Raw genomic sequence first — 17,262 nt, forward strand, 5'->3', positions numbered from 1 at the left:
TGTTAAATTAGAAGATTTAGAAAATTACACGATGGCGGAACAGGTTTTTAATCCTGATGGTACGCCGAAAATGTATCCTAAAGGAAGTTTTATCTATCGGTTAGCGGGACGAGATAGACAAAATTCTGCTTCTTACTATACGCCAGAATCACTAACTCGCTGTTTGGTAAAGTATTCTCTCAAGGAATTACTGAAGGATAGAACAGCAGACGATATTCTGAAGCTAAAAATTTGCGAACCTGCGATGGGAAGTGCGGCATTTTTGAATGAAGCAGTGAACCAATTGGCAGAAAAATATCTGGAGTTGAAACAAGAAGAGTTAGGTCAACGTATTCCCCATGATGAATATTTGCAGGAAAAGCAGAAGGTGAAAATGTACCTCGCTGACCGCAATGTTTTTGGAATTGACCTCAACCCTGTAGCAGTGGAGTTAGCAGAGGTATCTTTGTGGTTGAACTGTATTTATAAACCAGAGGACGGGAGGGCATTTGTGCCTTGGTTTGGGATGCAGTTGCACTGCGGTAACTCGTTAATTGGGGCGCGTCGTCAGGTCTATAGCACTACGCTTATTCCTCGTCGGAAGAAACAACCTTACTGGTTTGACCATGAACCACAAAGGGTGATGGTGGGCGACCAATTACCATCTAGTGTGGTGTTTCACTTCCTGTTGCCTGACCCAGGAATGGTAAATTATACGAATAAGGTGATTAAGTCGCTGGCACCGAAGGAAATTGAAACGATTAACAATTGGCGCAAGGAGTTTTGTAAAGGACTGTATGAGGATTTTGAGGTTGACCGTTTAGTAGTGTTGTCTCAGCGTATTGATGAACTTTGGCAGCGTCATACAAAAGAACTGCGGGAGATCCGAGAACGCACAACTGACCCGTTAAGCATTTTCGGTCAGAAAGCGGATACGCACCAAAATAGCAGTTTGGAAATGAAGGACAAAATTGTAGTGCAGGAAAAGCTATCGGAAGGTGTGGGGAATTCCAGTGCTTATCGACGGTTAAAGTTTGTGATGGACTATTGGTGTGCGCTGTGGTTTTGGCCGATTGAAAAGGCTGATTTATTGCCTTCTCGGTATGAGTATTATATGGAGTTAGCGGTGATTTTGGGTGAAATGGAAATGGCATTTGAACCAGAACCGGAATTACCTTTATTTCCTGATACTGCACCTGAAAATGAAGTAAAAAACTTTGTAAAAGATTATGGATTTGTTAATGTAGCAAAATTAGTAGAACGTTTTCCTAAATTGGGATTGGTTGCGAAGATTGCTCAAGAAAAGCACTTTTTTCATTGGGAGTTAGAATTTGCAGATATTTTTGCTGACAATGGGGGGTTTGATCTATTTTTGGGGAATCCACCTTGGATAAAAGTTGAGTGGGAAGAAGGTAATGTTCTAGGTGATGCTGAACCCTTGTTTGAATTACGCAAGTTTTTAGCTACTGAACAAAGTCAATTAAGAGAAAATGTTTTTGCAAAATATCCTAAATTAAAATCTGATTACTTTAACATATATGAAGGTTTCGGCGGCTCTCAAAATTTTTTGAATGCTTATCAAAATTATCCACTATTAAAAGGACAAAAAGCAAATTTATATAAATGTTTTATTCCTCAATCTTGGCAATTTTCTAAAAATTTAGCAATACAAAGTTTTGTAAATCCTGAAGGTATTTATGATGAACCTCATGGTGGTTTACTTAGAAAAGAAATTTATCCTCGGTTAAAATATCATTTTCAGTTTCAAAACGCCTTAATTTTATTTGATATTTACCATCGAGCTAAATATAGTATTAATATTTTTGGTAGAAAACAGGAAGAAGTTAATTTTATTAATATTGCTAATTTATTCACACCTAAAACAATTGATCAATGTTTTGAATATAATAAAGGAAAAGTAGGTGGAATAAAAAATGATGTAAACCAATGGAACATAGAAGGACATCAAAAGCGAATTATTCAAGTTAATCAAGATAGTTTAAAACTTTTTGCAACTCTTTATGATGAAAAAGATACTCCAGCATTACACGCAAAACTACCTACTATTCATTCACAACAATTGTTAACGGTTTTAAATAAATTTGGACAGCAAAAACAGAGTTTAATTGATTTAGAGAAAGAATATTTTTCCACACAATTTTGGAATGAAACTAATGCAAAAGAAGAAGGTACTATTAAACGTCATACTTGTTTTACTGAACTACCTCAACAATGGATTTTATCGGGTCCTCATTTTTTTGTTGGTAGACCTTTTTATAAAACACCAAGAGCAATTTGTACAGAAAAAGCTCACTATGATGTTGTAGATTTAACAGTTATTCCTGATAATTATCTACCACGTACTAATTATATTCCTGCTTGTGATGAGAGTGAATATGCTAATCGTATACCTACAGTTTCTTGGTTTGAAGATGAAGAAAATAAACAAAATAAAGTTACAGATTATTATCGTTTAGTTTTTAGAGGAATGTTACCACCTGCCAATGAAAGAACCTTGATTGGAACAATTATTCCTAAAAAATCTGCTCATACTAATGCAGTTAGAAGCTATGTATTTTCAAATAAATTACACTCACATTTTTTAATATTAAGCAGTTTGACTTTTTCTATTGTTTATGATTTTTTAGTAAAGTCAACAGGAAAAACAAATTTACATCAAACATTAGATGATTTTCCAATTATTTATGGCACAAAATTCGATGATGCTTTAATTATTCGCTGTTTAACCCTTACTTGTTTAACTAATCATTACGCCGAATTATGGGAAACAAGCTATAAATTAGAGTTTAATCAAGATGGTTGGACTTCGATAGAATTTAATACAACAAACGAATACAGAAAACCCTTAAATCCTGAATTTTTCAACAAATTAATCCCCCACTGGCAACGCAATATTGCTCTTCGCACCGACTACGAACGCCGCCAAGCCCTAGTAGAAATTGACGTACTTGCAGCAATGGCACTGGAACTCACTCTCGACGAACTTATCACAATTTACCGCGTACAATTCTTCGTTATGCGCCAGCACGAAAAAGAAACTTACTACGACATGAACGGACGCATCGTATTTACCATCAGGAAAGGACTTGTTGGTGTTGGCTTCCCCCGCAAAGGTAAAAAAGGCGAACTGGGATGGGAAGACATCAAAGATATGAAGTCTGGCACGGTAGAACGCACCATCATCGATGACACCATGCCAGGTGGCCCGATTCAACGCACCATTGTCTATCAAGCACCTTTTGAACGTTGCGACAGAGAAGAAGACTATCGCATTGCCTGGGAATCTTTTGAAAAACGCTTTGCCAAACAGGAGGTTAAACCATGATTCCATCAGTTGTTGCTTCAGAAGTCCGCGCCAGCGTTGAAGATTTTCTCAAAACTGAATTCCGCCCCGCCTCGCCCAGATTTGAAGGGCTAATGGAACGCTTTTTAGCAACGCCAGAGGCAGTTTTCAAAGGCCCTTACCTTTCCATCAGCCTACCTTTCCGCCCTGGTACAGCAGGTGCAGATTATTTCCCAAATGTACCGATGGCGTTTCCTCCCCACCGCCACCAAGAACAAGCCTTTGCCCGTCTGAAATCTCCCTATTATCAATCAACCTTAGTGGCAACTGGAACGGGTTCAGGAAAAACCGAGTGTTTCTTGCTGCCCATCCTCGACCACTGCCACCAATATTACGGCGAATCTGGCATCAAAGCATTGCTCATCTATCCGATGAATGCTCTCGCTACCGACCAAGCCAAGCGGTTAGCCAACGCGATCTGGAATAACCCCAACCTCAAAGGAAAAATTACTGCTGGACTATTTGTAGGAGAATTGGAGCGAGAACCAAAAGCCATGATGGGGGAAGACCACATCATTACTGATAAAGACATACTGCGTCAGTGTCCCCCCGACATTTTGCTCACCAACTACAAAATGCTCGATTACCTGCTGATTCGTCCGGGCGACCAATCTCTCTGGGCAGGAAATGAGCCAAAAACACTGCGTTACTTAGTTGTTGATGAAATCCATACTTTCGACGGCGCACAAGGAACTGATTTAGCTTGCTTAATTCGTCGCCTGAAAGCCCGATTGCGAATCCCCGAAAAGCATTTAGCTTGCGTTGGCACTTCAGCCACATTGGGCGGTAGCGGTACAAAAAAAGAAATGTTGGAATATGCTGAAACCGTTTTTGATGAACCGTTCAATGAAAATGCGCTGGTAGAAGAAGACCGCCTTTCTGCAATAGAATTCCTTTCTGATGCTTATATTGACCCCCTCCCCATCCCCGAACCAGATCGGTTACAAATCCTCAAAGCGGGTCATTACCAAGATAGAGATGACTATATTCGCGCCCAATATCAACTATGGTTTGAGCAACCGCTTACTGACTCGTTTGACAGCACTGACTGGCGGATTCAATTAGGCGATCGCCTAAAATCGTTACCAATTGTCCACAACCTGCTAAAGGTGCTGGATTCTGGGCCAATTTCCCTCACTGACCTCTGGCAGAAATTAAGTCGAAAAATGCGCCTGCCAGATAGCAATGACCCCGTTTATCAATCTGCTCTATTTGATAGCTTAATAGCCCTGTGCGCGATCGCTCGTCGTCCCGGTAAAAGCGATCGTCCCCTTCCACCTTGGGTAAATATTCGCTTGCAATTTTGGCTGCGAGAACTGCGGCGCATGGTAGCAACAGTAGGTGAAAAACCTGAATTAGTTTTTGCTGATGACCAAGTTTCAGAAGAAAAAGAGCGTACCCTTCCAGTTATGTATTGCCGAGATTGCGGAAGTACAGGTTGGGGTGGGTTGAGAAAGCAAAGTAGCGATCGCAAAATTGGTTGTGACCTGCGCGACTTTTATAGAGCCTTTTTCTCTAGCGATCCTTTAATTACCTACATTTTTCCGACGCGCGATCGAGGCTCATCAAAAGGTTGGATGTCTTGGCTGCTTTGTACTGAATGTTTGAGCCTGAATCGTAGTGACGCTTCTAGCTGCTTTAGATGTGGTAATGAAGAACTAATTTCCGTAGTTGAACCCGAAGAAATTGTTCGTACTGTCAAAACAAAAGGTGGCAACGATCGTCGTGAGTCTAACCATGATTGTCCTTTCTGTGGGAGTAAAGAAGGCTTGGCAATCCTTGGTTCCCGTGCTGCCAGTCTAGCAAGTGCAGCGATTGGAACGTTATTTGCATCAAGTTATAACGACGATCGCAAATTAATTACCTTTTCCGACTCGGTTCAAGATGCAGCACACCGCGCCGGATTTTTTGAATCGCGTACCTTCCGTACAACTCTAAGAACCGCACTTCGTCAGTACCTTGACAATGAAGCATCAGGATGGAATTTAGCAGATATTCGCACTGAGTTTAATAAATATTGGCGATCGCAATTTTCCACAGATGCCGATTATGTTGCTACTTTTATGCCCTCTGACTTAGAGTGGCTGCGAGAATGGGAAGAACTTCAGAAAACTGGAAAAGCTAAATCTAGCTTAGTAGAATTAATCGATCAAAGATTAGATTGGGAAGTTGTAGCAGAAGTAGGTTTACGAACTAACTTAGGTGGTTCGCTAGAACGTACAGCAACCTGTGCCATTTCTCTTAATTCTGAACTATTAGAACCAGCGCTTAATCAATTACAAGAACAACTTCGTAATGAAATTGGTGGTCTGGAAAACTTAGACAAAACTACATTACACCGTTTTCTCTTAGGCTTAATTCACCATCTGCGACAACGAGGCGGTATTCTTCATGCTGTTGCTGAAAACTATATTAGTAGCGGAGGGAAACCCTTTCGGTTACAGCAACGATTATTCATGCCTGGATTTGGCCCAAGTTCGCTAACTCCTGTTTATTTTGTGCAAAATGGAGGATTCTTTCCTCGGTTTGAAACCTTAATTAAACCTTCTGGTAAAGCAACTTGGTGCGAGAACTGGGCATTCAAACTTTTCTCTAGCTACACTCCATTAGTTATTGCACAAGCAGAGAATTTATATCACTTTGTCCTCAGCAATCTCGTTAATCATAAACTTTTTGGGATTCGATATACTTCAAGTGATACAAAAGTTTGGGGCATAGAACAAACGGCATTAGAATTACATAACCAAGCTTACTCTCTGGCGTGTGAGCAATGCGGACATACCATTACCTGTACTTCGCAAGAATTAGAATTATGGCAGCAAATGCCTTGCCTTAGACCTGAATGCGGAGGACATTATCAACAATCTGAACGTTCCAATATTGACTTTTATCGTCATCTTTATTCACAAGGAAAAGTGTGGCGAATTTTTGCTAAGGAACATACAGGTTTGTTAGAAAGGGATGTTCGAGAAGAGTTAGAAAATCGCTTTATTTCAGGGAAACATCGCTACGATCCTAATCTTATCTCTGCTACCTCGACCCTAGAAATGGGGATTGATATCAATACACTTTCCTCTGTTTTATTATGTTCGGTTCCTCCTGCTCAAGCCAACTATCAACAGCGCGTAGGTCGTGCAGGTCGTACTGACGGGAATGCGTTTATTACTGCGATCGCTAATGGCAATCCCCACGATTTATATTTCTGGGCTGATCCCATAATGATGATTGCTGGAGGTGTGAATACACCTGGGTTTTACCTCAATGCTTCCGCGATTTTACAACGCCAATTAACAGCTTATTGTTTAGATCGATGGGTAGAGAAAGGAATTACATTAGAAGAATTCCCTGAGCAATTTGGTAAAGTGCTAGACAACGTTCAACAACGTGACCTATCCCATTTTCCTTACAATTGGCTCCAATTTATAGAAAACCAACAATCACAACTATTGCAAGATTTTATTGAATTGTTTGAAAATAAAATTTCTGCTCTTAGTCAAGAACAATTAAAAAGTTTTATTGAAAAAGGTGAGCATGATGAAGGAGGATTACGCTGGCATATTGTCAATCGCCTAGAAGAAGTAGTTGAAGAACGAAAACGTTTAAAAAACCAAATTGAAACGCTAAGAAGACGCATTAAAGATAAAAAACAAGCTGCCCGCAGCCAAAACTATAAAGAGGAAATCGAAGAACTAGAACGAGAACGTAATGGATTAATTGAATTAGTTAAAAGCATCAATAATAAAAATACCCTAAACTTTTTCACCGATGAAGGGCTACTTCCCAATTATGCCTTCCCCGAACCTGGTGTCATTCTCAAATCAATTATCTGGAGGGAGACAAATATTAAAGGGGATAGCCAAACTGGAAAGTATGAAACCTTTTCTTTTGAATACGAACGACCAAGCGTAATGGCGCTTCGGGAACTTGCGCCCTCTGGTGTTTTTTATGCAGAAGGAAATCGTGTCAAAATCGACCAAATTGACCTCAACCTTTCCAAAATAGAAGAATGGCGACTATGCCGAAATTGTGCTTATGGTGTCTCTGCCATTCTAGAAGCGGCAAAACAACCTACTTGTCCGCGCTGTGGGGACAAAATGTGGTCAGATGGAGGACGCAAGCGAAAAATGGTACGCTTACGCCAAGTTATGGCAACCACTAATGCCAGAGACAGCCGCATTGGTGACGACAAAGACGAACGGCAACCAGCCTTTTTTACACAGCAAATGCTGGTAGATTTTGAACCAGAAGTGCGTGAAGATTCCTATGTTATCAATGATGATGAATTTCCTTTTGGATTCGAGTTTCTTTCAAAAGTAACTTTCCGCGAAGTTAATTTTGGAGAAAGCAATTCTCACTCGGAAAACTTTGAGGTAGCAGGCATCTCTCGTCCACGTCCAGGATTTCGGATTTGTCGCCACTGTGGTAAAGTCCAAAGCAGTCAAAGTAAACAACAACACACGCTAACTTGTTCGCGCCGTCCAGACGCTGACGAAAGCGATTTTACTGACATTCTTTATTTATTCCGACAATTTGAATCAGAAGCTATTCGGATTTTGTTACCTGTAGATACTCTAAGTTCCAATACAAAATTGCATTCCTTTATTGCGGCATTACAGTTAGGATTAAAACAGTATTTCAAGGGTAAAGTAGATCATCTAAGAACCCTAGTTAACCAAGAACCTCAAGAGAATAGTCCTAGTCCTAGACTACTACGTAAACCCTTCTTATTTCTATATGATACTGTTCCTGGTGGAACAGGATATTTACATCAATTAGTAAGGAATCCAGATAATCTATTCTCAGTTCTTCAAGAAGCTTTAATTATTCTACGTTCTTGTGACTGTGATGATGGCTGTTACAAATGCTTGTATGGTTATCGTAATAGCTTTGACCAAGACCAAATCAGCCTAAGAACAGCAATTCACTTACTCAATACAATTCTCAGCCGCAAAGATAAGTTAACCAAGAATAATCAAGGGCTTTCTGAAGTTAAACTTAATACTTTATTCGATAGCGTTCTAGAACAACGATTTATTGAAGCATTACATCGTTATCGCTATGAAGATAACCCAACGATTGTTCGTAAAGAGATTATCAACGGCAAAGCTGGTTACTTTATTAGAATTGGAAATCAAGATTGGAATATCGAGCCTCAAGTAGAATTGGGCAGTAATCAAGGCATAGATGTTCCTAGCCGTGCTGATTTTGTTTTTTATCCAGCTAAAACTTCTGCAAATGTATTGCCGATCGCCATATTTACCGATGGCTGGCAATACCACGCTAATCGTATTGCTGAAGATTTTCTTCAAAGAATGGCAATTGCTAAAAGTAAAAAATATCATGTTTGGTCATTAAGTTGGGCTGATGTTGAATCGCAGTTTTCTAATTTAGGCTCATTTTATACCGACCTTTTAGAAATTGGAGTTAATTCTCCATTTCGAGAGAAAGAAAAAACTTTTTATGAGAAATATAAGTGCGATCGCTTACGTTTTAAGGTTGATAAAAATAGTTTTACTTGGTTAGTTCACTTCTTGACCAACCCGGAACTAAATTTATGGACAAATTTAGCACTTATGAGAACGTCGGCTCAAATCGACATTAGCAGTTTTAAGACACAATCAACGCGGCATTCTTGGCAAAAACAGGTATTAGATATCACTAATGCGTCAGTTATAGATGCTTGCCAAGCTACAGCATCAGAGCGACCATTAGGTATAGTTGAATGGCCAGAAAGCCGAGAAGAGTCTTTAGTTAAAATATATGTTTCAGTAGATGTAAAGCGCCATGCAGTTAGAGATAGTACCGGATCTTTTGTTGTTGTTTGGTTAAATGATAAAGGTACTGAATCAGACAAAGAGTTGCAAACAGCTTGGGTTGGAGTTTTACGCTATTTTAATTTGTTACAGTTCCTCGACCATAGCTATGTAGTAACAGCAAAGGGAAACAGTTCTGGTTTAAATGCTAAGTTAAATTATCCTAAAAAGTGTCAAGTTCAACCTCCAGAAGTACTTTCAAGTAATGCACCAGCTTGGCAACAATTAGAAGAATTAGTTTTTGATGAACAGACAATTGCTTTACTACAACACATGAAAATTCATGATTGGCCTTTACCAGAGGTTGGTTACGAAATAATGAATGATATGGAAGTAGTTATTGCTGAAGCCGAACTAGCATGGCCAACCTACAAATGCGCTCTCATTTTAGAAGAATCTGAGCTATTCAACTTTGCTGGATGGAAAGTAACATCGGTTTCTCAAATCATTAAAGAACCTGAAGTATTCCGCCAAAATTGTCTCAAATCTAATTAAAGGTAAAAGTTTATGCTCAACCATCAACTAAAACTAGCAATTTCTGCCGATTTCCTAGACGCTTTTAGTAAATTGCCTAAACAAATTCAAAGTAAAACGACGGCTTTTCTAGAAAAATTTAAAAAAGAGCCAACCAGTTCAGGTATTAATTATGAATCGATTGAAAATGCTAAAGATTCCAAATTAAAATCAGTTAGAATAGACCTTGCTTATCGAGCTATCATACTCAAACCAGAGCAAGGTAATACTTATACGCTCCTCTGGGTTGATAAACACGATGATGCTTATGATTGGGCTAAACGCCGAGTTTGTAAAATTAATCCAGAGTCTGGCGCATTACAAATTATTGACGTAGAACAAGTCAAAGTAATTGAATCTGAGCTTATCAGTCGCAAGGCTCCTGAAACTCCCGGTCGGTTTAATCATATTTTAGACTCTTATTTGCTGCGTCTGGGAATGCCTGAAGAGTTAAGTAGGTGGTCATAAATAAAGTCAACAATAGAAAAAATTGTTTAGGATAATTCTTGAGAGTTACTCAGGGAATTAAATCGCAAGCGATCGCAGGTACAATCATTTCTTTCGTTTCTATCTTCAATGGCTTGAATCACAGCTTGGCTCAAATCATATTCATCTTCAAACATTCTTCCCGCCAGTTCATGAGTTTTTAATTGATGCCATTCTGGTTCGATTTCATTTAATTCAGGGCTATAAGCAGACAGGAAAAAAAATTCTAATTTTTTGTCTTGCCACTCCCTTTCTTTTTCTTGTATTTTTTGACTTTTATGGACGCTATAGTTGTCTTGAATCAGTACGGTAATTTGTCGAGTATTTTGAAAATGCTTTTCAGCTTTTTCCGCTTGCCAATCTATAAATTTTATGTAATTCTCACTTGTAATTCCTGATAAACTTAAACCGTACTCAAAACTTTTCCCTTTTTCTAATACTCCAATTACATTCAATCTTTTTCCTCGCTTTTTCGTCTGGTTTATTTGTTTCTGCTTCCCCTTTTTTACATAGGTGTAACTCACAGGACTCCATAAACAAAAACCTGCCTCATCTAAATATTTTAATCTGACCAAACCCTCTTCTTCATAACGCTTTAACGTCTCCAAATCTCTTTTCTTGCTCGCTGTTTTTTCGGGATTCTGTTTTTTCTTTAAACTGGCTTTTGTTCTTTTCCAGCGCCAGTCTTTTTTTTTTAAGATTTTTCTAATTCTTTCTGCGCTTAGTGCGATCGCTCTCTCTCGCAGAAGTTTTTCCGACAGTTGACGGCTATTATAAGTTCTTTCATCTGACTCTATACAAGTTTCTAAATATTCTATATCTTCTTCTTTCCACCTCCGTTTTCTTCCCGAACGAGGAGCATCAAATAATCCTTCTTTTTCTTGATTTATCCATCGAGTTATTGTTTTTCTTACCATGGCTTCTGAACACCTTAAAGTCTGGGCTATTTTTGAGACCATCCATCCTCCATCACTAAACATTAATATATCTATTCTCTGCCTTGTTCTTTTCGGAACTTTCTCTTGCTGATACAGAGTTAGTAGCTCTTGTTTTTCTTCTTCTGTTAGTTGAATTCTTAACCTGAGTGGCATGACTATTCCTCTGATATTTATTCATTTCTTATTTTAACTCTATTTATGACCACCTACTTACTGGGTGCAGTAAGAGCAGTTGTAACTGATGAAGATATTGATCGACTCATTCCCCAACTTCCAGAAGAAGCTGCTGATGCTGTAATAATGCTGGGTGCTGGATATTCAATCGAGGAAGTACTTGACCTTCAAGACAAGAAGCACAAACAGAATGTCGATCCCAATAACCTTGATGCAGCTTTGGAGAAAGATGATAGCAAACGGCGCTTCCATGTGATTACAGATGATGCAGACCTGTTAGAAATATTGGCTGCTCCTTTAGAAAAATGGCGCGTTTTTCTTCATCCCAGCCAGCGACGCTTGGTAGAACGAGATTGGAAAGGCCCGGTTCGAGTTCTTGGGGGCGCTGGTACAGGAAAAACAGTTGTCGCCATGCACCGCGCTAAGTGGTTGGCAGAACATCGATTTACTAATCCAAGCGATCGGATTTTATTTACCACTTTTACTCGTAATTTAGCAGTTGATATTGAAGCTAACTTGCGTAAAATCTGTTCTGCCGAAACCATGCGTCGGATTAAAGTTGAAAATATTGACGCTTGGGTAGCAACATTTTTGAAGAGCGAAGGCATTACAGCCAAAATTGTCTATGATGACCAATTGGCAGAACTTTGGGAGAATGTTTATCAGTGCAAACCTGAATCTCCATCACTACCACTTTCTTTTTATAAAGATGAGTGGCGCGAGGTAATTCAGGCGAATAAAGTAACCAGCCTCAAACAATACTTAACCATACCTAGAACTGGACGTGGCACGAAGCTCAACCGGGTTCAGCGAGCTGCAATTTGGCCTGTATTTGAAGAATATCGCTCTTTACTTCAACAAAAAGGTTGGAAAGAAAGCGAAGATGCAATGCGCGATGTTTGTAGTTTATTACAAAGTAAAGAGGGGGAAAGTTTACCCTTTAAAGCAGTTATTGTAGATGAAGCTCAAGATATGAGTGAGGCAGCTTTTTGCTTAATTCAAGCAATAGTTACCTCAAATAATGGTAGTAACGATATTTTTATTGTGGGCGATCCTCACCAACGCATTTATGGCCGTAAGGTAGTTTTAAGTCGTTGTGGTATTGATATTCGCGGACGCTCTCATAAGCTCAGAATTAATTACCGGACAACTGACGAAACCCGGAAATGGGCAACTGCAATCTTAACAGGTGTTTCTGTTGATGACCTAGATGGCGGTCAAGATGATTTGAAGGGTTATCGCTCGCTTTTGCACGGCTCTGAACCAAGCATACATGGATTCCCTAGTTTTGATGAAGAGATTAATTTTATTAGCAATTATCTGCGAGGAATTGAAAACGGCGGAACTGCGTTATCCAACAACTGCATCGTAGTCAGGACGAATCATTTGGTTAAACAGTATAGTTCAGCATTAAACCAATTGGGGATAAAAACTCGCGAAATTCGACGTAGTGAACCAGATAATTTATCTCACCCTGGGGTTCGTATTGCCACAATGCACCGAGTTAAAGGACTGCAATTTAACTATGTTATTTTGGCAGGAGTAAATAAAGATGTTTTACCTCTTAAGTCAGCTTTAGGCAGTGCTTCTGATAATGCAGCACGCAATACAGTAATCAATTCAGAACGTTTTCTTCTTCATGTAGCAGCAACTAGAGCAAAACAGGAAGTTGTAGTGAGTTATTACGGTCAATCTAGTAACTTTTTAACTGCATTTTTTACTAATAATTCAACTCCAACCTCTACTGAATTGCCCTCTATACGAGCCACTGATGTTGGAGAATATATCCGTTACCACTCCTGCGATCGCCGCTTTAAACTCAAGTTAAATAATTACAAAGAAGCTAAAAAATTACCTGTTTTTGAATTAATTTTTGAGACTTCTTTAGATCCAGTATTAGAAGCTGTAGGTCGAACCAAGGAACTAGAGTGGGAACAGTCTCTAATGCAAAGTGGTCTGGTACCACTAACTCATGAAGATTCAAGTTCTCAGATTCATGCCACAGCCTGGAATGATTTTGTGGCTCGATTAGCCGACCTTTCTTGCGGTAAAAAAGCTTATGGAAGAGAAATTGCTGTTAATGGAATCTTAGGCACGTTTCATATCAGCGGTCAAATTGATTTTGTTGTCTTACTATGGGATGGCAATCAACCAACGTTGCGATTGGTTGAAGGAAAAGCCAGTCGTAAAGACCGTACCTATCACCGCGCTCAACTGGCACTGTATTGGATATTAGTGCGTCAGTTGGTGCAGCTAAATCCAGTAAAAGTTGGCGGACAATTACTTCAAGTTGAGCAAATTGAGGCAGTTGTAGTAAGAATTGACGAACTTACAAATCAAATACAAGATATTCTTGCCCTCGAACCTCTTGATTTTCAAACCTTAGAAGCAGACTTAACGCACCTTCTCGATTCTAATGGCAGATTGAACAAGATTATTGATCGAGATTTAGATGAGTTAGATTATCAGCTTGATGCCAAGTGTAGCGATTGCACCCTCAGCGTTCACTGTCTAGCAGAAAGTGCCCGCCAGCGACGCTTAGAATTACTAGGCATCGATCCGTCTACCATCCGAGCTTTAAAAGCTGCTGGCATCAATAATATTGATGGTTTAGCAGATCTCGATCTTAGTGGTACAGAAGCAGTCTATATTAGACGAGACATTAGCTTCACCGAAAACCTTGAGTTACTAAAAATTAAAGCAGGAGCGCGTCGCCGTACACTTCCTGGTGGCGATAGCTATATTAATGATTACGAAGTCAAAGAACTAACTAAATATTCAGCACATTTGCAGCAAACCCTACTTCCCTGTCACATTATTGATGGTATTTCTCTACTCCGGGTTTTCTTATCTGTTGAATATGATTACGCTGAAAACCGTATTGTTGCTCTGTGCGCTCATGTAACTAATAGCCAAGCGGTGCTTGATACTAAGTTTGAAGGAAAGAACGGAAAAAGGCAACCAGCTGCTGTTGTTCAAGAACTAGTAAATATAGAAGGGCAGAAAAATAAGTATCAAGAACGGGCTCTGCGAGGCAAAGATATTATTAGGTTTCAGCAAACCGCTTGGACAGGGAATTACCAAGAAGATACCCAGTCGGAAAAAAACTTAATTCAAGAATTTTTTACCGAACTAGTTAAGGCGATCGCCTCAGTTGCTGGGACTGAAACTGCTCCTATTCATTTTTATGTTTGGTCTAAACAAGAGATGACTCAATTGATTGAAGGTTGCTCTCGTGTTGGCAGTGAAGTTTTGAGTTGTTTACAGCAATTAATGGGACTGCGCCGAGATTTAGACAACGAACAACTCATTTATACTTGTTTAGATAGTGAAGTAGATCGATGCTATGCGCTGGGATGGACAGGTAGAGATTTAGCTGTAGTTACTTCACTTAACTGGTATGGACATAAATATCATTGGTTGCGAATAGTACAAGGTACTCCAGTTTATCTTGATCGCAAAGAAGCTTTTTTCCGAGATATTTTTGATTTTGTTAAGTACAATTTACATATTAATAACCAAGGTCAGTGGATCGCTAACCCAGAGGACAACTCTGAAAAACAAAAATTTGAAATTAGACTGCGCTTTTTTAACTCGCTAAGTGCTGCTTATTGGCGTGGTTATTGGGGAACGCTTCCTAGCAAAGATAATCTTGAACCTAATTCCAAATTGAAAACTGCAATTGAAGATTACAATAATGCTCAAAAACCTGATTATTTAAAAGAGTATCTTTGCGCTCGTACTCACGCTATACGTTGGATAGAAGAAAGATTTCCTGATTGGTTGTTAAACCCTGAGATAGAAAAACCATCTTTTAGGATTGCTGATTTAAGCAATTTCGATTTGAATGTTAACAATATTGCACAAGCCGCTATTGATTTTCTTCGTTTAGATCACTACGTTAACCTCAACGATTGGATTTCTGCTCATCTTGTACCTCCCCTTTATCGCGTTTCAAGAGGTCGTACACTACCAGTTCGCAATGTGCAGATACAATCAAGTTCATTTTGGAATAGGTGCTTAACAGCAACGATTTATTTGGATAATTATGAAATTAATCCAGAAGTTATTAAAGCTAACTGTACGATTGAAGAAGGTTCTTTTGTTAGAGTTACTCCCTGCTTTGATAATCCTCATAAAGGACAAACTATAAAACAGCTTACTAGCGGGGTAGGTTTTACTTGTGCAGTAGAAAGAATTGACTGGGGTAGTGGATTAATTAAGCTCAAAGTTATACATTCCAAGCAAAACCGATATCAACTTCCAGGCAGTGGTCGTAAGGATACAGGGCTTGTTTTTGAATTTGCTACCCTAGATGAAAGTCCTTCCGATTTTGTAGCACACCGAGTCGATACTAAACTAAATACCAATCAAAATCATCACCTTTATCAATGGTTTGATCCAACAAACCCGCGAATTCCTGAGCAAGTTATTCCGCCAGCAGACGAACTCAATATTTATCAAAACTACTTAGAAAGTTTACGGCTAAAACGAGGGAATGGGAGCGATGAGCCACTTCATTCCAATCAAATAGAGGCAATTATCAAAGGATTGCATACTCGCATTCAACTTTTACAGGGGCCACCAGGAACAGGAAAAACTGATACAACAGCAATCGCAACATTTTTACGGATTATAGCTCGCAGAAATATTGGAGATATAGTTCTAGTAGCTGCTTCTACTCATACTGCTGTAGATACTCTACTTCTCCGCATTAATAAGCATTTATCAACATTAAGAGAGTACACAGATAGATGTGGATTAGCTGTTCCGCCTATTATTCTTAGCCGTGTTGATGCTAAAGAGGAAGAAGGAGAAAAGTTTAATAATACAAGTATTAGATTATTTAACACTCATCAATGTGCTAATGAAGTTAATCAATTACGTTCAGAAGGAGTAATGGTTATTGGCGGAACGGTGACAGGAATGTTAAAACTCGCTGAAAGTATGGGTAATCAGTTTCAAGTTCATACACTTATAGTTGACGAAGCAAGCATGATGGCTTTTCCCCATTTCTTATCATTAGCTACTTTAGTATCAGTTAATGGGGAAATCATGTTAGCAGGCGATCATCGACAGCTTGCTCCGATTGTCGCACACGATTGGGAAAAAGAAGACCGTCCACCTGTTGTGTTATATCAGCCCTATGTTAGTGCTTATGAAGCTGTACAAAACCTCAAAAATAACTCGCTAACTCCAATAACAGATAGTGCCATTTTGGGTTCAGCGTTAAATCATACTTTCCGCTTACCATTTATCATTAGACATTTAATTGCTGGAGTATATCGACTAGATAAAATTGAACTTCAAGGAGTTCCTGCACCTCAAACTAATTTGTTCGCTCAACTTACCCAGAATCCTTGGCAAACAATTTGGAATAGCGAGCAAGGGCTTTTTTTAGTAGTTCATTCTGAGTCAAATTCTCGACGTAGCAATCTCACTGAAGTTCAAATTATCGAACAAATAATCGCTCAAGCTGAAGGTTTGTCAGAAAAATCTATTGCCATTGTCACCCCTCATCGCGCCCAACGTACACAACTTAAAACTTCTTTAGCAGCTTATAACCATTTAATTAGAGTTGTGGATACAGTAGAAAAACTTCAGGGTGGCGAGTGTCATAATATCATTGTTTCCGCAACTGCCAGCGATTCAGTAGTTATTGGTAAAAACGTCGAATTCATTCTCGACTTAAACCGCTCTAATGTTGCCTTCTCACGCGCTCAAAAGCGATTGATCGTAGTCTGCTCTCAAACTCTCCTTGATTATATTCCTGCGGATCTTGAACACTACAAAGAAACCATGCTTTGGAAAGATTTACGTTCTACTTGTTCACAACTTATAGGCACCAAGAATATTAACAGTTATCTAGTAGAAGTTTTTATACCGATCTTAAAAAGCTTGAAAATAAATCATACTAATTCACTATGAAGATGTAGTTAATATTACGTTATTTATATCAGAGATAACGGAAAGAATTGCAAATGTTAATGATACC

The 17,262-nt window shown here is 39.1% G+C and carries 5 protein-coding genes; 4 read left to right on the forward strand and 1 reads right to left on the reverse strand.

Going from position 1 to position 17,262, the window contains the following annotated elements; genetic code table 11:
* Positions 1-373 precede the first annotated feature (373 nt).
* Genes PL9631_RS03330 through PL9631_RS03340 form a run of 3 tightly spaced genes read left to right on the forward strand, consistent with a single transcriptional unit; the run spans position 374 to position 10,137 of the window.
* Positions 374-3,325, forward strand: coding sequence for an Eco57I restriction-modification methylase domain-containing protein (locus PL9631_RS03330; protein WP_407947570.1), 2,952 nt, complete (start codon positions 374-376; stop codon positions 3,323-3,325).
* Positions 3,322-9,651: a DEAD/DEAH box helicase gene (locus PL9631_RS03335; RefSeq protein ID WP_083616924.1), complete on the forward strand. Its 6,330-nt coding sequence runs from the start codon at positions 3,322-3,324 to the stop codon at positions 9,649-9,651. Before PL9631_RS03330 ends, PL9631_RS03335 begins: the two co-directional genes overlap by 4 nt.
* Positions 9,652-9,663: 12 nt before the next feature.
* Positions 9,664-10,137 (forward strand): type II toxin-antitoxin system RelE family toxin, encoded by a 474-nt coding sequence (locus tag PL9631_RS03340; RefSeq protein WP_083616925.1) that lies wholly within the window; start codon positions 9,664-9,666, stop codon positions 10,135-10,137.
* A 26-nt stretch (positions 10,138-10,163) separates the two neighbouring features.
* On the opposite strand, the gene PL9631_RS03345 is transcribed toward PL9631_RS03340, so the two are convergent.
* Complete coding sequence (locus tag PL9631_RS03345) at positions 10,164-11,246, reverse strand: IS630 family transposase (protein WP_083616166.1); 1,083 nt, start codon at positions 11,244-11,246, stop codon at positions 10,164-10,166.
* A 45-nt stretch (positions 11,247-11,291) separates the two neighbouring features.
* Between PL9631_RS03345 and PL9631_RS03355 the strand changes: the two genes are divergently transcribed.
* Complete coding sequence (locus PL9631_RS03355; RefSeq protein ID WP_197046250.1) at positions 11,292-17,195, forward strand: AAA family ATPase; 5,904 nt, start codon at positions 11,292-11,294, stop codon at positions 17,193-17,195.
* The last annotated feature ends 67 nt before the right edge of the window (positions 17,196-17,262 follow it).

Origin of the sequence: Planktothrix paucivesiculata PCC 9631 (assembly GCF_900009265.2) — a bacterium.
Lineage (GTDB): Bacteria > Cyanobacteriota > Cyanobacteriia > Cyanobacteriales > Microcoleaceae > Planktothrix > Planktothrix paucivesiculata.